This window comes from Rothia halotolerans, assembly GCF_004136635.1.
GTDB classification, from domain to species: domain Bacteria; phylum Actinomycetota; class Actinomycetes; order Actinomycetales; family Micrococcaceae; genus Rothia; species Rothia halotolerans.
The window spans coordinates 117,261-137,261 of sequence record NZ_NOIU01000005.1; the positions used below are offsets into that span (position 1 = coordinate 117,261).

Annotated in this window: 18 protein-coding genes; 10 read left to right on the top strand and 8 right to left on the bottom strand. The window is 71.0% G+C overall.

What is annotated here, in order from left to right; genetic code table 11:
• Positions 1–175 precede the first annotated feature (175 nt).
• Together EWV39_RS12890 and EWV39_RS12895 are read left to right on the top strand one after the other, a co-directional pair.
• Positions 176–829, top strand: coding sequence for an excalibur calcium-binding domain-containing protein (locus EWV39_RS12890; protein ID WP_202864939.1), 654 nt, complete (start codon positions 176–178; stop codon positions 827–829).
• A gap of 270 nt (positions 830–1,099) precedes the next feature.
• On the top strand, positions 1,100–1,555 hold the full coding sequence (locus EWV39_RS12895; protein WP_238148360.1) for a class F sortase: 456 nt from the start codon (positions 1,100–1,102) through the stop codon (positions 1,553–1,555).
• A gap of 124 nt (positions 1,556–1,679) precedes the next feature.
• Here EWV39_RS12895 and EWV39_RS12900 read toward each other — a convergent pair whose 3' ends face one another.
• Entirely contained in the window at positions 1,680–2,672 is a 993-nt protein-coding gene (locus EWV39_RS12900) for a LacI family DNA-binding transcriptional regulator (protein WP_165313313.1), read from the bottom strand.
• Between the two features lie 183 nt (positions 2,673–2,855).
• On the opposite strand from EWV39_RS12900, the gene EWV39_RS12905 reads away from it, so the two are divergent.
• Positions 2,856–4,118: an RbtT/DalT/CsbX family MFS transporter gene (locus EWV39_RS12905; protein ID WP_129661064.1), complete on the top strand. Its 1,263-nt coding sequence runs from the start codon at positions 2,856–2,858 to the stop codon at positions 4,116–4,118.
• A gap of 172 nt (positions 4,119–4,290) precedes the next feature.
• The gene (locus EWV39_RS12910; RefSeq protein ID WP_129661067.1) at positions 4,291–5,169 is read left to right on the top strand and encodes a sugar phosphate isomerase/epimerase family protein; all 879 of its coding nucleotides are present in this window, start codon (positions 4,291–4,293) and stop codon (positions 5,167–5,169) included.
• Between the two features lie 74 nt (positions 5,170–5,243).
• Here the strand turns inward: EWV39_RS12910 and EWV39_RS12915 are convergent, their stop codons facing one another.
• The 4 genes from EWV39_RS12915 to EWV39_RS12930 form a co-directional block, all read right to left on the bottom strand.
• Positions 5,244–6,632, bottom strand: a complete 1,389-nt coding sequence (locus tag EWV39_RS12915; RefSeq protein ID WP_129661070.1) for a GntP family permease — start codon at positions 6,630–6,632, stop codon at positions 5,244–5,246.
• A gap of 5 nt (positions 6,633–6,637) precedes the next feature.
• Positions 6,638–7,306, bottom strand: coding sequence for a bifunctional 4-hydroxy-2-oxoglutarate aldolase/2-dehydro-3-deoxy-phosphogluconate aldolase (locus tag EWV39_RS12920; RefSeq protein ID WP_129661073.1), 669 nt, complete (start codon positions 7,304–7,306; stop codon positions 6,638–6,640).
• 230 nt (positions 7,307–7,536) lie between these two features.
• A complete protein-coding gene (locus EWV39_RS12925; protein WP_129661076.1) occupies positions 7,537–9,183 on the bottom strand; it encodes an N-acyl-D-amino-acid deacylase family protein in 1,647 nt (548 codons plus the stop codon).
• A 27-nt stretch (positions 9,184–9,210) separates the two neighbouring features.
• Positions 9,211–10,446: an alanine racemase gene (locus EWV39_RS12930; RefSeq protein WP_165313315.1), complete on the bottom strand. Its 1,236-nt coding sequence runs from the start codon at positions 10,444–10,446 to the stop codon at positions 9,211–9,213.
• Positions 10,447–10,570: 124 nt separating this feature from the next.
• On the opposite strand from EWV39_RS12930, the gene EWV39_RS12935 reads away from it, so the two are divergent.
• Genes EWV39_RS12935 through EWV39_RS12945 form a run of 3 tightly spaced genes read left to right on the top strand, consistent with a single transcriptional unit; the run spans position 10,571 to position 12,801 of the window.
• The gene (locus tag EWV39_RS12935) at positions 10,571–11,557 is read left to right on the top strand and encodes a sugar kinase (RefSeq protein ID WP_165313317.1); all 987 of its coding nucleotides are present in this window, start codon (positions 10,571–10,573) and stop codon (positions 11,555–11,557) included.
• Positions 11,554–12,339 carry an IclR family transcriptional regulator gene (locus EWV39_RS12940; RefSeq protein ID WP_129661082.1) on the top strand — a complete coding sequence of 262 codons (786 nt, stop codon included), beginning with the start codon at positions 11,554–11,556 and terminating at the stop codon, positions 12,337–12,339. Before EWV39_RS12935 ends, EWV39_RS12940 begins: the two co-directional genes overlap by 4 nt.
• Before the next feature lie 57 nt (positions 12,340–12,396).
• Complete coding sequence (locus EWV39_RS12945; protein WP_129661085.1) at positions 12,397–12,801, top strand: RidA family protein; 405 nt, start codon at positions 12,397–12,399, stop codon at positions 12,799–12,801.
• A 170-nt stretch (positions 12,802–12,971) separates the two neighbouring features.
• On the opposite strand, the gene EWV39_RS12950 is transcribed toward EWV39_RS12945, so the two are convergent.
• The 3 genes from EWV39_RS12950 to EWV39_RS12960 are packed head-to-tail and all read right to left on the bottom strand — an operon-like array spanning position 12,972 to position 16,251.
• On the bottom strand, positions 12,972–13,634 hold the full coding sequence (locus EWV39_RS12950) for a DUF6320 domain-containing protein (protein ID WP_129661088.1): 663 nt from the start codon (positions 13,632–13,634) through the stop codon (positions 12,972–12,974).
• The gene (locus EWV39_RS12955) at positions 13,631–15,208 is read right to left on the bottom strand and encodes an alcohol acetyltransferase (RefSeq protein WP_129661091.1); all 1,578 of its coding nucleotides are present in this window, start codon (positions 15,206–15,208) and stop codon (positions 13,631–13,633) included. Before EWV39_RS12955 ends, EWV39_RS12950 begins: the two co-directional genes overlap by 4 nt.
• Complete coding sequence (locus tag EWV39_RS12960; RefSeq protein ID WP_129661094.1) at positions 15,205–16,251, bottom strand: alpha/beta hydrolase; 1,047 nt, start codon at positions 16,249–16,251, stop codon at positions 15,205–15,207. Before EWV39_RS12960 ends, EWV39_RS12955 begins: the two co-directional genes overlap by 4 nt.
• A 352-nt stretch (positions 16,252–16,603) precedes the next feature.
• On the opposite strand from EWV39_RS12960, the gene EWV39_RS12965 reads away from it, so the two are divergent.
• The 3 genes from EWV39_RS12965 (at position 16,604) to EWV39_RS12975 (ending at position 19,967) form a co-directional block, all read left to right on the top strand.
• The gene (locus tag EWV39_RS12965; protein ID WP_202864940.1) at positions 16,604–17,395 is read left to right on the top strand and encodes a glucose 1-dehydrogenase; all 792 of its coding nucleotides are present in this window, start codon (positions 16,604–16,606) and stop codon (positions 17,393–17,395) included.
• 5 nt (positions 17,396–17,400) lie between these two features.
• The gene (locus EWV39_RS12970) at positions 17,401–18,489 is read left to right on the top strand and encodes a class I mannose-6-phosphate isomerase (RefSeq protein ID WP_129661381.1); all 1,089 of its coding nucleotides are present in this window, start codon (positions 17,401–17,403) and stop codon (positions 18,487–18,489) included.
• Positions 18,490–18,659: 170 nt separating this feature from the next.
• Positions 18,660–19,967 (top strand): YkvI family membrane protein, encoded by a 1,308-nt coding sequence (locus EWV39_RS12975; protein WP_193554718.1) that lies wholly within the window; start codon positions 18,660–18,662, stop codon positions 19,965–19,967.
• Positions 19,968–20,001 lie beyond the last annotated feature (34 nt).

Here is a 20,001-nt window from a genome sequence, read left to right on the forward strand (position 1 = left end):
GAGGATACTGAGCAGTACATGATGATGGCCACCTCCGCAAGTCGGTGGTCTTTTCGGGGGAAATAAAAGGGAATAAATGGACAAGATTTGAACGAACCTGATGTGCTATGGAGAGTCTCCGCTCCTGTGTGATGGAGGCATCACTCACGCCCTTTCAAAGAAGAATGAGGATACCTTGAAGAAGACCACCGCCACCGTGGCGCTCGCCGCTGCCGTCGGATTCTCTGCTCTCGCCACCACCCCGGCCATGGCCGCTCCGTTCCAGTACCAGAATTGCACCGAGGCCAAGTCTGACGGGTCCTACAACCTCCAGGCGGGCGACTACGGATATGGTCCGCACCTGGATGGGAACGATAACGACGGCATCGGCTGTGAAGACAGCAGCGTCATCGGCAACCCTAAGAACAACCAGGTCGTTCAGCAGCCCGAGGTTCCGGTCGCCGAACAACCGAACAGCATCGGCACCGCCTTCGAGAACTGCACCGCCGCTCGCGAGGCCGGCTACACCGACATCCCCTCCACCTCGCCCCTGTACGGCCCCCACCTGGATCGTGACAAGGACGGCTACGGCTGCGATGCCAGCGGCGCCGACGAGATCGCGGATCCCCAGATCGAGGGTGTCGACGGTGGCACCGGCGTCGGAGCCGAGAACTGGGATCAGCAGTGGACTGCTGACGACCAGCAGGTCGCTCAGCTGCCCGCCGGCGGCGCCGACACCGGCGTCGCGCAGGAGTCCTCCAACAGCACGGGTGCCCTCACCCTGGGGGGCGGTCTCCTCGTCGTTGTGGCCGGTGTCGCCTTCATGCTGCGTCGCCGTGCTCAGGCCTAGTCCTGAAGCGCCCGCTGGACTGATCGGAATATTCTGATTCGTATGACCAGCACCTCCATCGGCCGCCACGGATGCCTTGCAGCATCCGTGGCGGTCGTTCTGCTCGCCCTGACCGGTTGTGGCGGAAACGGGCAGGAGGCTGGGGAGAGTGTGCCCTCCACGTCATCGGCCTCGGCGTCCCCCCGGACGGTCCCGTCTCCCGAGTCGACGACATCACCCGCCGCCTCAGTGGCTACGCCCTCTTCCAACGCCGCCGACCAGCTCCCAGTCATGGAGGAGTCCGTCCCGGAGGCCGTGCGCATCCCCTCAGCCGGTACGGATTCGGAACTACTGCATCTCGGCCTGCGCGATGACGGGTCCTTGGACGTCCCCCCGGGTGAGCCCGGTTCCCCGGCGGCCTGGTATGACAAGTCACCGACCCCGGGCGAACGCGGTCCTGCTGTGCTGCTGGGCCACGTCAACGACACCGAGGGCGGCGACGGCGTCTTCGCGGGCCTGCGCGACCTCGAGTCCGGCGACGAGGTCGAGATCGCCCGTGAGGACGGCTCCACCGCCGTCTTCACCGTGGACCACGGCGAGCAGTACTCCAAGGACGACTTCCCGACCCAGAAGGTCTACGGCAACACCGCTGGCTCCGAGCTGCGCCTGATCACCTGCGACGGTTACGACCCCGATACAGGGCTCTTCGATGACAACTACGTGGTCTACGCGAAGCTCGTGGAATGAAGGAGCCATCACGCCATCGGATCGGGTAGCTTGCGTCCGTTCGGTACCCCTCTGCTGAGATCCTCTGTATCGTCGCCATCTCCCCGCAGGCGGTAGGGGGGGGGGCAGTGCCGGCGGCGATGCTCTACCCCGTACTCTCCCGCACCATCAGCTCGGGCTCGAATCGCTGGTCGGCCGGACGGCCCTCTCCCCTCAGCTGCCTCAGAAGGAGCTCCGCCGCCGCCGCGCCCATCTCGGCGGCCGGCTGCCGCACCGTGCTCAGCGGGACGGCAGCCTGGGCGGCGAAGGCGATGTCGTCGTAGCCGATCACCTCGATGTCCTCGGGCACCGAGAGCCCCGCCTTGAGGCAGGCCTGCAGGGCGCCGAGCGCGACGAGGTCGTTGCTGCACACGAGGACCTCCGGGCGCGCTCTGGAGAGGGCGAGGACCCGGGAGGCGGCGTCGACGCCGTCGGCCATCGTCACATCGGGTGTCTCGAGGATCTCCAGTCGAGCCCCCCGGGCGTCGACGGTCGTCCGAACTCCCGTGAGCCGGTCCATGACCTGGTGATTGACGGAGCACGCACCGAGAAACGCGATGTGCCGAGCGCCGCGCGCGAGCGCATGCTCACCCGCGAGGCGGCCACCTAGCTCGTCATCGAGAGATACAGTCGGCACGTCCGCGCCGACGCGGCAGGGATCGTCCAGGATCGTCACCGCCATACCCGCGTCCTCCCGCCAGCGCTCCAGTCGGGAGGAGACGTCCACCTGGGGCACGATGGCGACGCCGGCCACGCGGCGGGCGGCGAGGAAGTCGAGGTGGGCCTCTTCCCGCTGTGCTGATCGGCCGCTGTTGAAGAGCACCACGGAATAGCCCCCGGCCTCCGCGGTGCGCTCGAAACCCCGGCTGAGCTCAGCGAAGTAGGGGATCCATGCGTCCAGGACCACCAGGCCGAGCACCGCGGAGCGCCCGCTCTTGAGCTCCGCGGCGATGCCGTTGGGGACGTACCCCAGTTCGGCGACGGCGGCGGCGATGCGCTGCTTCGCCTTCTCGCTGACCAGATCAGGCCGGTTGAAGTAGTTGGAGACGTGCGAGGGTGCGACGTCGGCCCGCTGGGCCACTTCGCGTCTGCTGACCACCGTGTGAGTCTCCCCTCTCGGGCCGCACAGGGTCGTGCCCATCTCCATTGTCTCGCACTCCTCCACGGCGGAATAGGCGGGCGCCTGTTCCACGATGATGACCGAGCGCGCTTCTTGACACGAGTCAAGTGCTGTTATTCACTGTACCTACTGCCACGCAGAAGGAGTCAAAGGAGACCCGCTATGTCCGCATCATCGACGGTCGCCCCGGCCGGCCCGCGCAGGATCCTCGGCCTGCCCAAAGCACTGCTCATCGGCCTCCTGGGCCTGCTCGTGTTCCTGATCGGCGACGGCCTGGAGACGGGCTACCTGGCCTCCTTCCTCGCCGACCGCGGCTTCGAGCAGCAGGTCATCGCGGTCACCCTGACCCTCTACGGAGTGAGCGCCGCGATCGCCTCCTGGCTCGCGGCGGCGCTGAGCCAGATCTACGGGCCCCGGAAGGTGATGTACGCCGGCGCCGCGATCTTCGTGGTGCTCCACGTCGGCTTCATCTCCGGCATCGTGCTCGACAACTATCCGCTCATGCTCGTCAGTTATGCGCTTCGCGGCTTCGGCTACCCGATGTTCGCCTACGCCTTCCTGGTGTGGCTGACCGCCGCCGCGCTGCCGCGGTACATGGGGACCGCCGTCGGAGCCTTCTGGTTCTTCTACTCCGCCGGCTTCGCGGCCTTGGCCCCGCTGGCGGCCGGGTTCCTCCTCCCGCTGTTCGGTCCGCTCAACACCCTGTGGATCGGGTGGGTCCTGGTGATCCTCGGAACCGTCATCATGGCCTTCAACCGGGACCCCCACGGCAACCACCGCGACGATGTCGTGGAGGGGACGCACCCCCTCAAGTCCGTGTTCTCCTCGCTGACCCTGCTCTGGGAGGACCGCCGGGTGGCGACGGGCGCGTTCATCCGGATGGTCAACTCGATCCCGCAGTACGGCTTCATCGCCTTCATGCCGATCTACTACACCACGGTCCTGGGCTTCGAGCTCCAGCAGTGGCTCACGGTCTCCTCCGCGATGTTCGTCTCCAACATCCTGTTCAACATGCTCGCGGGATGGCTCGGCGACCGGATCGGCCTGGCGCGGGTGGTCCGGTACATGGGCTCGCTGGGCTGCGCGGTGACGACCCTGGCCTTCTGGCTCGTCCCCGAGCTGACGCACAGCTATCCGGCGGCGATGCTGACCTCCGTGCTGTTCGGCGCCACCCTTGCCGGCTTCGTGCCGCTCTCCGCGCTCATGCCTCTGATGCACCCCGAGCGCCATGCGGCGTCGATCGCCTGCCTGAACCTCGGGTCCGGACTGGCGATCGCCGTGGGGCCCGCCATCGTCGCGGTCTTCTACACCACCACCGGGGTGCAGGGCGTCATGTTGATCTTCGCGGGGCTGTACCTGCTCGCCTTCCTGATGACCTTCATGCTTCCGGACCGGCAGAGGGAGCTCGTGCTCCGCAGCGCCTGAGCCCGTCCCCAACCGTCCGCGCCGGTGACGACTCGTCGATCGGCATGACGACTCGTCGCTCTCCGCCGCGGGCCGACGATCCCCAGACCATCTGACCGTCCTCACGACCATCCGGCCGTCCTCGCGGCGAGTCGATGCCTCTCACGACCATCCGATAATTCAGGAGAATGACATGACCACCACCTACGGCATCCATGCCAGCGTCTTCGTCGGGGGCTGGAGCCCCGAGGAGACCCGCTCCGCGGTGCGCCGCGCCGCCGACGCCGGATACGACCTGCTCGAGGTGACCGCCTCGGACCTCTCCGAGATCGACCCGAACCTGCTGGGGGAGGAGCTGCGATCCGCTGGGATGCAGGCCTCGGCTTCCCTGGGGCTCGGCTTTGACCGCGACGTCAACAACGAGGACCCCCAGGTCGTCCAGCGGGGTGTGGACTTCCTGGTCGACGCCGTCGGGCTGGTGGAGGGCCTCGGCTCGGACTACCTGTGCGGCTGCCTCTACTCGACGCTCGGCAAGTACTCCGCGCCCGCCACGCCGAAGGCCCGCGCCAACGCCGTCGCCGCGCTGCGCGAGGTCGCCCGGGCGGCATCCGAGCGCGGCATCCGGCTCGGCGTCGAGGTGGTCAACCGCTACGAGACCAACCTGTTCAACACCGTGCGGGACGCCCTGGGCTTCATCGACGAGGTGGGTGAGGACAATGTGTACCTGCACCTGGACACGTACCATGCCAACATCGAGGAGGGGGATCTGCGTCGCCCGGTGCTCGACGCCGGTGACCGCCTCGCGTACGTCCACATCGGCGAGAGCCACCGCGGTTACCTCGGCTCGGGCACCATCGACTTCCCGGCGTTCTTCCGGGCTCTCGTGGAGACCGGCTACGAGGGGCCGATCACGTTCGAGTCCTTCTCCTCGGCCGTCGTCGACCCCGCACTGTCCAACAACCTCGCGGTGTGGCGCAACCTGTGGGACGACGGCGACGACCTCGCCCGGCACGCCCTGCGCTTCATGAAGGACGGGATGCAGGCGGCTCGTGCCTGCTACGGCAAGGTCTGAGGCGCCTCGGGTGCGGCGACGGCGGGGCATCGCAGGGGCGGGGCATCGCAGCAGCGACGCCCCGCCCCATCGCCTCACATCAGCGCCCAGATCCCCGCCGCCACCGCGAACCCGGTCAGCGCCAGCACCGTCTCCAGGACGGTCCACGTTCGCAACGTCTGGGCCACGGTCATGTTGAAGTAGCGCTGGATGATCCAGAACCCGCCGTCGTTCACGTGGGAGGCGATGACGGAGCCGCTGGCCACGGCCGCGACGAGCAGCGCGAGCTGCGGCTGCGAGTACCCGCCGGACTCCACCGCCGCCTGCAGGATGCCGCCGGTGGTCACGATGGCCACGGTCGCCGAACCCTGCGCGATGCGCAGCCCCGAGGAGATCACGAAGGCGGAGAGGATGATCGGCCAGCCCAGCGAGCTGAGCGAGCCGGCCACGGCCTCGCCGATGCCGGTCGCGGAGAGCACCGCGCCGAAGAACGCACCCGAGCCGATCACCAGCAGCAGCATCCCCACCGGGTTCAGCGCCTTGGAGATGATCGAGGCGATGTCGGAGGAGGAGCGCCCGCGGCGCAGCCCCAGCAGCCACATGGACAGCAGCACCGCGAGGGTCAGCGCGATGGCTGGCGTGCCCACCAGGGTCAGCAGGTTACGCAGCGGTCCCTCGGGAAGCAGGATGTTCCCGAAGGTCCCGCCGAGGATCAGCAGCAGAGGCAGGCCGATCACCAGGGCCACCACGCCCATGCTCGGCGGCGTCCGGTCCTCGGCCTCGTCCTGGAGCTTCGCCGAGGTGGCGGGGATGAAGGCGTGCACGCGGTTGCCGATCCAGATGCCCCACAGCAGGCCCGAGACGATGAATGCCGGGATGCCCACGGCGAAGCCCATCAGCAGCACCCATCCCAGGTCCACGCCGAAGAGACCGGCGGCGGTGACCGGACCGGGGTGCGGCGGCAGGAAGGCGTGGGTCACGGAGAGGCCGGCGAGCAGCGGCATCGCGTACTTGACCAGCGATCCCCCGCCCTGCCTGGCGGCGACGTAGACCAGCGGGGCCAGCACGAAGATGCCGATGTCGAAGAACACCGGGATGCCCAGCACGAACCCGCAGATGCCGATGGCCACCGGCGTTCCCTTGGTGCCGAAGACCTTGGTCAGCCGGGCCAGCAGCACCTCGGCCGCCCCGGAGGACTCCAGCAGCGCGCCGAGCACGGTGCCGAGGCCGATGATGACGGTGATGTGCCCCAGCGTCCCGGCGTAGCCCTTCTCCAGGATGGACTCCGAAGCGCCGGTCGCGGACCCCACGAGGTCGGCCACGGAGACGCCGCCGGCCAAGGCCGTCAGGATGCCCACGATCAGCAGAGCGATGAACGGCTCCAGCTTGACCTTGATGATGAGGACCAGGAGCACCGCGACGCTGGCCGCGGCCAGCAGGAGGAGCCCCAGAGTGTCGTTCTGCAGCCAGTCGACGAAGGCCATCGCCGTCACCGCCCCTCTCCGCGCGCGGCGGAGCCGGCGGCCGGGGCGTCCCCGGTGGCCCGCTCCACGAACTCGGCTGCGCTCGCGGTGATCTTCTCCCACGCACCGCCCTCGACGTCGGCGGCCGAGACCACCGAGGAGCCGCAGCACACGGCCGTGGCCCCGGCCTCGATGAAGTCCCTGGCGTTCTTCTCGTCGATCCCGCCGCTGGGGACGGTGGACAGTCCGGGGAAGGGCCCCTGGAGGTCCTTGACGAACCGGGGCCCGACGACGCCGGCCGGGAAGATCTTCACGTGCTCCGCCCCGAGTGCCCGGGCCCGGAGGACCTCGGTGGGGGTCATCGCGCCGAGGAGCACCGGGACCCCCGCCTCGCGGGCGACTTCGGCAACCTCCTCGATCACGGCGGGGGTGACCAGGAACCGTGCCCCGGCCTCGACGGCGCCGCGGGCCTGGGCGGCGTCGAGCACTGTGCCGGCGCCCACCAGAGTGCCTGGTGCGCCGGAGCTGATCGCGCGCAGGTGTGTCTCGACGTCGGGCGTGGTGTAGGTCAGCTCCAGGATGGAGATGCCGCCAGCGGCGAGGGACTCGGCCAGGGCGACGGCGTCGGGGATGCGCTGGGCGCGCACCACGGCGACGACGCGGCTGCTGCGGAGCTGTTCGGTGAACGTGGTCATGGGTGGGTGTCCTTGTCTCTCAGGGTCTGTCGGGGCGCCGGAGGGCGCCTGCGGGGTGATGGAAGAGCGGGTGCGGTCGTGTCGGCGGCGTTTGCCGGGACGAGGGTCAGGTGAGGTGGCGCGGGAGGGGCGGGCCGGGCTCGGCAGCGCTGCGGGCCGGGATGAGCCGGGGACAGCCGCCTCGATGGGGAAGGTCCGGGCCCGGCGGGGTGGACGGGAACGGGCCGGGCTCAGCGGCCCGCAGGGGAGAGCCGATGCGGCGTCTCAGCCTCGCGGCGCAGGGCGCGCCCCGCGCGGCGGCCGGTCACCCCGCCCTCCCCGTACGCCAGCGCCCCGTTGACCCACACGGCCCGGATGCCGCGGGCGGGTTGCCGGGGGTCGGCGAAGGTGGAGGCGGCGTCGACCGTGGCCGGGTCCAGGAGCACGAGGTCGGCGGCCCACCCCTCGCGGATCTCGCCCCGCTCGCGCAGCCGCAGCCGCCGCGCGGGACGTCCGCTCAGGTGGTGCACCATCTCCTCAAGGCTCATGAGCCCCTCGTCCCGGACGTAGTGGCCGAGGAAGCGGGGGAACGTGCCCCACGCGCGCGGATGCGGTTTGGCGCCGATCAGGATCCCGTCGCTCCCGCCGGTGTGCGCGGGGTGGGCCATGATGGTGCGCACGTTCTCCTCGTGGCCCACGTGCTGCAGGATGCCGGTGCCGAGCCGGTCGGCGGCCATGATGCGCAGGGCGGCGTCGAAGGGTTCCTCGCCGGTCTCCTCGGCGATCTCCCGCACCGTCCGGCCGACCAGCCCCGCGAGCTCCGGGTTGCGGACGCCGGAGATCTCCAGCGTCTCGTACTCCACGGTGACGCCGTGGCAGCCGTCCGATCCGTTGACCTCCATGTCCTCGCGCATCCGTGCGCGGGCGGCGGGGTCCTGGAAGCGGGCGAGGATCGCCTCGGTGTCCCCGGCGGCGGCCCAGGAGGGGAGCACCGCGGAGAGCGTCGTCGCGCCGGGGAGGTAGGGGTAGGTGTCGAGGGTGATGTCGACGCCGCGGGCCAGGGCGGCGTCGACCAGCTCCAGCAGCTCGCCGCCGCGTCCCTTGTTCTCGCCGAAGTTCATGGTCGCGTGCGTCAGGTGCAGCGCGCAGCCGCTGGTCTCCGCGAGGTCGACCATCTCGGCGTAGGCCTCCAGCGCCCCGTGCCCGTAGGAGCGCGTGTGCGGCGAGAGGTAGCCGCCGTGCCGTGCCAGCACGCCGCACAGCGCGGCCAGCTCGGCCCGGTCGGCGTACATGCCGGGCGTGTAGGTCAGCCCGGTGGACATCCCGGCGGCGCCGTCCAGCAGCCCCTCCTCCAGGATCGCGCACATGCGCCGGATCTGCTCGGCGTCGGCGGCCCCCTCCTCGAAGCCCATGACCAGGGCGCGGACGACGCCGTGCGGCACCAGGTACGCGGCGTTGGTCGCGATCCCGGCGGCGTCGAGCTCGTCGAGGTAGGCGCGCACGGTGGGCCAGCCGATCTCCCGGTCCGCCGGGTCGTCGTTCCACCCCGCGATCTTCTGCCGCACTACGGCCAGCACCTCGGGGGTGATGGGCGCGTAGGAGAGCCCGTCCTGGCCCAGCACCTCGGTGGTGACCCCCTGGCTCAGCTTGGCGGTGTGCTCGGGGGTCAGGAGGATCTGCAGGTCGGAGTGGGCGTGCATGTCGATGAAGCCCGGCGTCAGGACCAGCCCGGCGGCGTCGAGGTGCCCGGGGTGCTCCGTCGGGTCCAGCGAGCCGGGGCGCGCGATCGTGCGGATCCGCCCGCCCTCGAGCACGACGTCGGCCTCCCTCCCGGGCGCTCCCGTCCCGTCGACGACGACGGCGCGGGAGATGAGGGTGCGTGCGGTGTCCAGGTCCATGGGGTCCTCCTCTGCCGGTCCCGTGCTCTAGAAGTAGGTGGTGACGAGGTCGGTCACGGTGCCCTCGGCGTCGAGCACCGGCAGCACAGCCCACTTGTCCAGGACGGTGCAGGGGTGGGAGAGGTTCAGCCGGAGCACCTCGCCGACCCGCGGCGGCTCCTGGTCCTCGCCGTAGCGCACGTACCCGTGCTGGTCGTTGAGCTCGACGACCTCGCCCCGGAACTCCCGCTCCGGCCCGCCGGGGGCCTGGCAGGCGGCCGCGACCGTGGGCAGCCCGACGTCGAAGGAGACGTCCCGCCGCCCGACGTCCACGATCGCCAGTCCGGGCTCGGGCTGCGAGACGACCCGCGCCCACCCGGTCATCGCGCTCGCGAACTCGTGCTCGGTTCCGGTCAGCGGGGAGACACCGCGGCAGAAGCCGGCGTCGTGCACCAGGTAGGCGCCGGCGCGGACGATCACGTCCGCCCCGGTCTGCTCCGCGGCCGGGCGCAGGACCTCGGCGACGACGTCGAAGAAGGCGCTGCCGCCCGCGCTGAGGAAGGGGCGCTCGACGTCGTACAGCCCGGCCGCCGCACGGTGCAGCTCGGCGACCCGGCCGAGGTATTCCCGGGCGATGCCCAGGTCGGCCTCGGTCCTCTCGTGGGCCAGCGCGCCCTCGTAGCCGCCGACGCCGGACAGCAGCAGGTTGGGCGCGTCGTGGACGGCGCGGGCGACCTCGAGCGCCTCCTCGACGGTCCGGGCGCCGGTGCGGCCGCCGACCCCGCCGAGCTCGACCATCACTTCGAGCGGCCCCTGGCCGGCGTGCTGGCGCAGCAGCTCGACGGTTCCCGCGGAGTCGGCCCAGGAGACCAGCCGCACGCCCTCGGAGGCCTCGGCCGAGGCCCATGCGATGTCCGCCGGCGAGGTCAGCGAGTTGGCGAGCATCAGCCGCCGGTGCCCGAAGCGGCGGGCGACGCGCAGCTGCGGCACGTTGGCCAGGGTGATGCCCCAGGCCCCCTCGTCGAGCTGCAGCTGCCACAGCTGCGGGGACATGGTGGTCTTGCCGTGCGGGGCGAGGAGGACGCCGTGCTCGCGGCACCACTCGGCCATGGTCCGGGCGTTGTGGGTGAGGGCCCGCTCCTCGAGGGTCACCAGGGGCGTGTTGAGCTCGGTGACGGGGGTGCCGAGGACGTCCCGGTCCCCGGAGGCGAGGTCCCGGCCTCCGAGGGCCTTGTTGGCGCCGTGCGAGGGGCGGTCGAGGGGCTGCTGGGGGATGGGGAGCATGATGCGTTCCTTCACTGCCGATGGGCTTCGTTGCACATATTGCAACGCATGTTGCAAAAACCTGTTTCTATGTCTAGTGTCACAGGCAGAAGTTGTCAACGGCTCGAAGAACGGAAGGGACCTCATGCCCCACGCTGTCTGCCTCGGGGAGACGATGGCCGTCATGTCGCCCCGCGACCCGCGGGACGAGTCCGTCCGCCTGCTCTCCTGCACCGCGGGCGGCGCCGAGTCGAACGTGGCCGCGGGGCTGGAGGCGGCAGGAATACCGACGTCGTGGATCTCCCGCCTGGGGGAGGACCCGCTGGGCGACCTAATCCTGGAGGAGCTGGGGGCCGCCGGCGTCGACGCCGGGGCCGTGGTCCGCGACCCGGAGCGGCGCACCGGGCTGTACCTGAAGTCCCGGCGGGGCGAGGCGGGCAAGAGCGAGGTGTTCTACTACCGCGAGGGCTCGGCGGCCTCGGCGATGTCGTCCGGGCTGCTCGAGGAGCCGGAGGCGGCCCGACGCCTGGCCGAGGCGGACCTGGTGCACACCTCCGGGATCACCGCCTCGCTCTCCCCGGGGTGCTCGGAGCTGCTGGAGGCCCTCTTCTCCCGGCCGCGCTCCGCGCGCCTCTCCTTCGACGTCAACTACCGTCCCTCGCTGCCGCGGGTCTCGCCCCCCGAGCTCCTCGGGCTGGCGCGCCGGGCCGACGTCGTGTTCGTCGGCGCCGACGAGGCGCGGGCGGCCTGGGGCGCGGAGGGCGTCGATGCTGTCCTGGCCGCGCTGCCGGACGTCCCGTGCGTGGTGGTCAAGGACGATTCCCGGCGGGCGCTGTGCCGCCTCGACGGCGAGCTCAGCGAGGCCCCCTCCCTCTCGGTCCGGGTGGTCGACGCCGTCGGCGCCGGCGACGCCTTCGCCGCGGGCTTCCTGGCCGGCCTCCTCCGGGGGGACGACGCCGTCCGCTGCCTGCGCCGCGGCCACCTCCATGCCTCCGCCGCGCTGACCACCACGGCCGACCGTGCTCTGCCGCCCTCCGAGGCGACGTTGGACGCCCTACTCGCCGTGACCGAAGATGAGTGGGAGAGCATCCGCGTCGACGAGTCGGGTGCGCACCGTGGAGGTCGACTGTGAGCCAAGTCCTGGGCCGTGCGCTGGACATCCTGGACCATCTGGCGAGCGAGCCTGCATCGCTCGCCGAGCTGAGCCGCGCGTTCGACGTGCACAAGACCACGATCATGCGCCTGCTGCACGCGCTGGAGGAGCGCCACTACGTGGTGAAGCACCCGGACGAGCGGTACCACCTGGGGCACGGGGCCTACGCGCTGGCCTCGGCGGCCGCTGCGAGCGGCCGGGGCATCCAGTCCGCGGCGCATCCGCACCTGGTGCGGCTGAACATGGACATCGGCCATACCGTGCACCTCGCCGCGCTGGAGGGCGACGAGGTGGTCTACATCGACAAGATCGAGCCGCGGACCCCGGTCCGCATGTACTCCCGCGTGGGCCTCTCCGCCTCGCTGAACTCGGCCGCCGTCGCGAAGATCCTGGCGGGCAGCCTGGACCGGCCGGACCGGGAACGCCTGCTCGCGCGCGCCGATCTCACCGAGCGCACGTCCCACACGCTGACGACGCCGGAGCAGGTGCTCGCCGCCTGGGACGAGGCCAGCCGCCGCCACTGGGCCGCCGACCGCGAGGAGCACGAGCGGCTGGTGCACTGCGTCGCGGTGCCGGTCTACGGGGCGGACGGCACGGTGTGGGCGGCGCTCTCCGTCACGGTGCCCACCGTGATCCTGGACTTCGGGCAGCTGACGGCGATGCTGCCGCGACTGCACGAGACCGCGTGCGCGATCTCGGCGGACCTCGGCTTCCGGGGCGAGGTCCCCGCGCCGGACCTCGCCGAGCGGGCGGCCGGCTAGGACCCCGCCCCGACCACAGAGTTTTCCGTCAAACGACATCGACAGAAGGGAGTCGCCATGAGCGACAAGCAGATCGTGACCACCGACCAGGCGCCGGCCCCGGCCTACGTCTTCTCCCAGGGGATCCGCATCGGCAACATGCTGCAGATCTCGGGGCAGGGCCCGAAGGACCCGAAGAGCAACGAGTACATCGGCGCGGGCGACGTGAAGGCCCAGACCACGCGGACCCTGGAGAACGTCCGGGCCATCGTGGAGGCCGGCGGCGCCTCGATGGAGGACGTGCTGATGCTGCGCGTCTACCTGACCAAGCGCGAGGACTTCGCCCCGATGAACGAGGCCTACGCCGAGTTCGTGGAGAAGTACGTGCCCTCCAAGGAGTTCCCGTCCCGCACCACGGTCTTCGTGGGCCTGCCGGACGAGCCGATGCTGGTGGAGATCGACGCCGTCGCCGTCGTGGCGTAGGTCCGTGCCGACGACGCCGGGGGAGCGCCCCGGCGTCGTCGCCCACCCGACGTCGTCCTTTCCGCTCCGGCGCCCCTCGGGCTCTCCGAGCGCCTCTCTCCGGAACCGCGGCTGCGTTCGCTGGCGCGCTGCGCCGCGTCGAGCTGACTCCTGTGGATGCGCCGGCCGCCCTACAGATGCAGCCTCTTAGCCAGCTCATGCCGCGTCTCAGCTCCCCAGGTGAGCTGCAGCAGCACCAGGGCCACGACGCCGAGCGCCCCGCAGATGGCCGAGGGCAGCGGGTGCTGCACCCACCCGAGGACGAGGAAGAGGATGGGCGCCAGGCCGAGGATCGCCGTCAGGCCGCTGTAGACGACGTGCTCCCCCACCTCGATGCTCATCAGGCGCACCGTGATCATGAGGGCGATGATGGAGGACCCGCAGACGATCGGCACCGCGTACGTCAGCGACCACTCGTGCCAGCCGGTGAGGTAGTCCCAGTACGTGCAGATCAGCCCGACCAGGATCACCAGGTACACGGTTCCCTTGGCCACGTTGCGGCGCTTGCGCACCGCCATCAGCACCACCAGCCAGAGGGTGACCACGCCCAGCCACACGGAGCGCAGGGCCCCCAGGTCGCTGAAGCGGCTGAACAGCAGCTGGGCGAGGAACGAGGCGAGGATGGCCGCGAGCGAGGTGAGGAACAGGGCCCTCAGCACCCGGCGTCGGGAGAACCTGAGCGGCACGGCAGGCAGGGGGCTGCGGACCGCCTCGCCGCCGAGGGGCTCCCCGCAGAGGGGGCAGCGGGCCCAGTCCCCCTCGACGTCGACGGCGCATCCGGTGCAGCGTCTCATCGCTCCCCCTCCGCGATCTCCTCCTCGGTGACGCGCGCAGCGGCCACCGTCACCTCGACGCCGTGGGCAGTGAGCATCCGGGCGAACTCCCTGACGTGCCCCGTCTCCACGAAGGGCGAGGTGAAGCTGATCGTGAGCAGCCCGGCGTGCGACATGGCGCAGAACTGCGGGCGCACCGCTGAGACGTGGAACAGCATCCTCCCCACGCTCGCCTCGGCGGCCCCGGGCAGGACCACGCGGCCCAGGTTCGAGACCGCCACGGTCAGGCCGCGGTTGTTGCCCCAGTTGATCAGCCGCAGGATCGCGTCCTTGAGGATCCGCGGGACGACCCGCAGCAGAGGGGAGCGCTCGAAGCGGATGAACCGGCGCAGCTTCCTCTCCAGGGACTCGGGGGTGGCCTGCGGGCGGAACTGGCCCTCGAGGTCCCGGCAGACGGAGCCCAGGTCGTCGGGCCCCTCGCCGTAGGTGTGCTCCACCCGGGCGGTCGCGAAGAAGTTGCGCGCCGAGGTCGAGGGGAAGAACTGCCGCAGGTTCACCGGGATCGACGCCGCCACGGTGCGGGCCCTGCCCAGACCGCCCGAGGAGGCGCGGAGGGACTCGAAGAACAGGGCCGTGAGGTAGACCGTGAGCGAGGCGCCTTCGGCGCGCGCCAGGGCGAGCACTGCGGGGGCGGGCATGGTGAGCTCGACGACGCGCGTGCGGGAGTCGGGGGTGCGGGTGCCCCTCACCCGGTGCACCCTCTTCCGGGGAGGGCGCGACGGCCGGCCGGGCGTCCGGGCGGTGGGACGAGTCGGCGGGGCGGTGCCGCTCTTATCGGCGCTGCCGGGTCCGCTTCCGGCTGCGGTCTCTGCGGTCTCGGTGGGCCCGCTGGTTCCGGAGGATCTGCCGGGCCCGCCGGCTCCACCCTGCCTGCCAGACCCACCCTGCCCGCTGGACCCGCCGGGCAGCGTGGGGCTGCCGAGCTCCGGCACGAGGGGCGGATCGACGCGGTGACGGCGACGGCGTCGTCGGAAGTAGTGCGCGAAGCTGTCGGTGGTGAGCTCGTGCGTGGTCTCCGCGGCGTCGTGGCCGGCTCGGCCGCCCGTCTCCGTCCGCCCGCCGGCGTGCCGTGGGGTGGTGGCCGCCTCGATGCTCCCGGCCGGGGACGGCTGCCCGGGGTCCCGCAGGCGGAGGTAGGCGGTCACGAGGTCGGTGAGGAACCAGAGGGCGCCCGTGCCGTCCGAGAGGGCGTGGAAGATCTCGAGGACGATCCGGCGGCGATGGTGGAGCACGCGGAAGAGCAGGTTGCGCCGGCCCGCCTGGTAGAGGGGAGCGCAGGTGTGCTGGTCCTCCGCGGAGACGAGCGGGCGCAGGTCGCTGTCCTGCAGGTAGTGCCAGAAGACCCCGCTGCGCAGGACCGCGTGGTAGAGAGGGTACCTCTCGTACGTCGTGTCCAGGGCCTGCTGCAGAAGGCCGGGGTCGACGTCGTGGCGCAGCTCGGCGCTGATGCGGAACACCTTGGGGTCGGCGTCGCTGCGGGCGGCGAGGAAGATGTTGGAGGCGTTGTCGAGCCGCACCCAGGCTCGGCGCGTCACGCGGGGCCCCTCGGCTGGGAAGCAGGGTCCGGCTCGGAGGCGGAGCCCGGCTCAGGGGCGGGGGCCGGCGCCGAGGTTCGGGGGCCCGCCTCGGGGCGGGGCTCCGCGTCGGAGGCCGAGTCCTCGTCGAGGAACCGGTTGATCTCCTCGTAGGCCTCCCGGAGCGGCCGGGAGAAGCGGGGCAGGGTGATGAAGCCGTGCAGCGCCCCGTCCACGCGATGGGTCCGCACCGTGTTCCCCGCCTGCTCCAGGACGCGGGCGTAGGCCTCACCCTCGTCGCACAGCAGGTCCAGCTCCGCGGTGATCACCAGGCTCTTCGGCTGCCCCGAGTGGTCCGCGGCCTCCAGGGGCGCGACCATCGGGTCCTGCCGCCTCTCCGCGTCGGGCACGTAGAGCTCGAAGTAGTCCTGGACCTCCGTGGTGGTCAGTCGGTAGCCCTCCCCGTGCTCGCGCACCGAGGCGAAGGGGGAGGTCAGGGGGTCGTGGTCCCAGTGGGCGACCGGATACAGCAGGATCTGCCGGCTCGCCCCGCGTCGTCCCTCGTCCCGGAGCATCAGGGAGACCACGGCGGCGAGGTTGGCCCCGGCGGAGTCGCCCACCAGGACGATCCGGCCGGCGTCCTCGATCCCGGCCCGCCCCGGATCCTCCAGCAGGAGCCGGGCCACGCGGCGGCAGTCCTCGAGGCCCGCCGGGAACGGGTGCTCCGGGGCCAGCCGGTAGTCGACGGAGGCGACGACGCAGCCGGTGAGGTCCGCCATCGCAGCGCACGCCGGGGTGTAGCTCTCGATGTCGCCGGTGACCCAGCCGCCGCCGTGGAAGAAGAGCAGCACGTCCTCGCGTCGTCGCTCCTTCGGCTGGAAGACCCGGACGGGGATCCGGTGGGAGCCGTCCTCGGAGACGATCTGCCGGTCCAGCGTCTGATACCGCGACGGCGGCAGGGCGGCCAGGTGGCGCTGGAAGCGGCGGACCTTCTCGTAGTCCTGGCGCATGTTGACCCGCGGGGCGGAGAACAGTCGCAGGACCGCGCGGAAGGCCCGGTTCATGGGCGGACGGTGGGGTGGGAGGCGGACTGTTCCATGGGCCCAGCCTATCCTGGGGGCCGGCAGGCCGGCGGGCTGCCGGGGCGGCCGCCTCGGGCGGGACCGTACGGCGGCTCCTGCGCCCGGGGAGACGGAGGCTGCCGATCTCGTCCCGGAGACGAGCGTTCCCGGCAGGCCGTTCTGAGTCCGTCCGCAGGCGGGGCCCGTCCCTTTATCCACAGTTCCGCCGAACCCGTAGACGTACGTCAGCAGCGGCTGACACTGTGGATACATCCGAGGCACCCGACGCTGGAGGCAGAGCACGATGAACGACATCCCCGCACAGCATCAGACCCCGCCAGGCGAGACGGGACGGATGAAGCCCCAGCCGGACCACGGAGAGGACAGCTACCGCGGCTCCGGCCGCCTCGAGGGCAAGGCCGCGGTCGTCACCGGCGCGGACTCGGGGATCGGGCGGGCCGTCGCGCTCGCCTTCGCCCGGGAGGGCGCCGACGTCCTGATCTCCTACCTCGACGAGCACGAGGACGCACGCGAGACCGCCCGCCTGGTCGAGGACGCGGGGCGGAAGGCCGTGGTGCTCGCCGGCGACGTCGCGGATCCGGCGCACTGCCGCGCGATCATCGACCGCGCTCTCGAAGAGTTCGGCCACCTCGAGGTGCTCGTCAACAACGCCGCCTTCCAGATGACCCACGAGACGATCGAGGAGATCCCCGACGAGGAGTGGGACCGCACCCTGGCGATCAACCTCAGCGCGTTCTTCCACCTGGCCAAGGCGGCCGTGCCGCACTTGCCCGCAGGCGGCTCCATCATCGCCTCCACCTCCGTGAACTCCGACGACCCGCCTCCCGCGCTGCTGGCCTACAACGCCACCAAGGCCGGGATCGCCAACATGGCGGGGGACCTCTCGCAGATGCTCGGCGAACGTGGCATCCGCGTCAACTCCGTGGCCCCCGGTCCCATCTGGACCCCGCTGATCCCCTCCACGATGCCGGCCGAGCAGGTCGAAGGCTTCGGGCAGCAGGTGCCGCTGGGCCGCGCGGGGCAGCCTGCAGAGCTGGCGCCGGTCTACGTCATGCTCGCCTCCGACGAGTCGAGCTACGTCTCCGGGGCCAGGATCGCGGTCACGGGCGGAAAGCCCATCCTGTGACCGCCGTGAGCGGAGCATGGCACCCGCTGCGCGTCACAGCGCCCGCGCGCCCGCTGGTGTTCGGCGGGCACTCCATCGCCGGACGGCTGGGCAAGAGCGGGATCCCCGATTGGTCGATCGCCGAGACCTGGGAGGTCAGCGACGTCGACGGCAACCAGTCGACCGTGACCGAAGGGCCGTGGGCGGGGGCCACCCTCCGGGACCTGGTGGCGCACGACCCCGAAGGGCTGATGGGACGGGGGTGGAGCGGCGAACACTTCCCCCTCCTGACCAAGTTCATCGATGCGGCGGGGGCCCTGCCGGTGCACCTGCACGCCGCCGACGCCGCCGCCCGGCGGCGGGAGGGCCAGCCCAACGGCAAGACCGAGGCCTGGCACATCCTCGACGCCGCTCCCGGGGCCACGGCCCTGTGCGGCGTCCGGCAGGGGGTGACGGCGGAGCAGCTGCACCGGGCGCTCCTGGATCAGGATTTCGACGCCGTGCTGCGGCGCCTGCCGGTGCGGGCCGGTGAGACCATCTACGTCCCCGGCGGCACGCTCCACAGCTTCGGTCCCGACACGCTGATCTACGAGATCGAGCAGACCTCGGACGTCCAGCAGCATGCGATGCGCTGGAACATGGAGGACGGGTCGGAGGTCCCGGAGGAGGAATGGCACGCCAACCTCGAGGCCGTCATGGATGAGGTCGACCTCGAGGCGCGGCCGGACTTCCACGCGGGACTGAGGATCCAGGTCGGCGACGGCGTCGAGAGGGTGTTCTGCTGCGCGGGCCCCCACTTCGCCCTCGAGCGCTGGCGGGCCGGCACGGTCCAGCCCATCCGCCGCTCCTCCGAGACGGCTCAGATCATCACCAATGTGGGGGCCGCGGTGACCGTACGCGTCGAGGAGCGCTCGGCGGGCCTGGGACCCGCCGAGACGCTGGTGGTCCCGGCGGCACTGGGCGAGGTCGAGATCGAGGGGCCGGCGGACGTCCTGGTCGGGTACCTCCCGGACCTGGAGCGCGACGTCGTCGCTCCCCTCATGGAGGCGGGTTACAGCCGCGAGCTGATCGCCGCTCTGGGAGAGGGGCTGGAGGGGGACGCACCCGCGGGGTGAGTTCTGCCACCGTCCTCGGCGGCGGACCGCCGGTGCGGCCCCGGCGACGGCTCCCTCCCCCGGGACTTCACCGCAGAGCTCCTCCCGGGGGAAGGGCTCGGATCAGCACGCCCGTGTACCGTGGGAGCCTGTCCACCGCTCGCGGGCCTCGGCGAAAAGGAACCCCGTCCATGATGAAAGAACAGCTCAAGATCTCTCTGGCTTTCGTGGGGCTCCTCGTCGGAGCCGGGTTCGCGACGGGACTCGAGGTGATCCAGTACTTCATCTCCTTCGGCCTGAACGGCCTGTGGGGCGTGCTCATCGCCGGGGTGGTCATGACCACCGCCGGGGCGGTGATCCTCCAGCTGGGGAGCTACTTCCTGGCCGAGGAGCATCACAGCGTCTTCCGCGAGGTCGCGCATCCGGTGATCTCTCGGAGCCTGGACCTCGCGGTGATCGCCACCCTCTTCTGCGTCGGCTTCGTCATGCTCGCCGGCGCGGGGTCCAACCTCGAGCAGCAGTTCGGCCTGCCGACCTGGATCGGCTCACTCATCATGCTCGTCCTGGTCGCGACGACCGGGCTGCTGGACGTGGACAAGGTCAGCAGCATCATCAGCGCTGTGACGCCTCTGCTGATCGTCGCCGTCCTCACGGCGTTCGTCTACACCCTGTTCAACCTGCCCGACGGCGTCGGGCGACTCAGCGAGCTGGCGATGCAGGAGGAGTCCCCGGTCAGCCCCTGGTGGCTCTCCGCGCTGAACTACAACGGCCTGGCTCTGATCCTCGGGGTCTCGATGTCCCTGGTGATCGGGGGCGCGCACAGCAACCTGCGCGCTGCCGGGCGCGGCGGCCTCATCGGCGGCGTCATCTACACGATCCTCCTGGCGATGGCCGCCTTCACCCTGCTGATGAACATCGAGAGGGTCGCGGGGGACAATGTGCCGATGCTGAGCCTCTTCGAATCGATGCATCCGGTCATGGCCTTCATCATGACCTTCATCATCTTCCTGATGATCTACAACACCGCGATCGGCATGTTCTACGCCCTGGGCAAGCGCGTCACCGCCAAGCATCCCCGGAGGTACGTCCCCGTCTTCCTCGGGCTGTGCGCGGTGGGGTACGCGGTGAGCTTCGTCGGCTTCGAGACGCTGATGGTCTACGTCTACCCCGTCCTCGGCTACCTGGGCCTGGCGATGGTCGTGCTCCTGGTCGGCTGGTGGGCGAAGTCCCGGGGGCGCTTCTCCCGCGAGTCCGAGCGACGGAGCCGGATCCGAGACCTCGCGGAGCGGCGCGAGGACCCCGAGCGGGACTTCGGGATCCGTGAGCAGTCCGAGCTCGACGCGGAGCTGAAGGGCTCGGACATCGATGGGGACCGGCTCGAGCAGGCCGTCACGAGCGAGATCTCGATCAAGGGCACGGCCCTCGACCGGGCGTCCGGGACCGAGCGGGGCCCCGGAACGGGCCAGGAGGAGGATCCCGGCGTGGACCGGGAGGGGTAGCGAGAGCCCAGCTCGCCGGCGTCTCTTCGCGAAC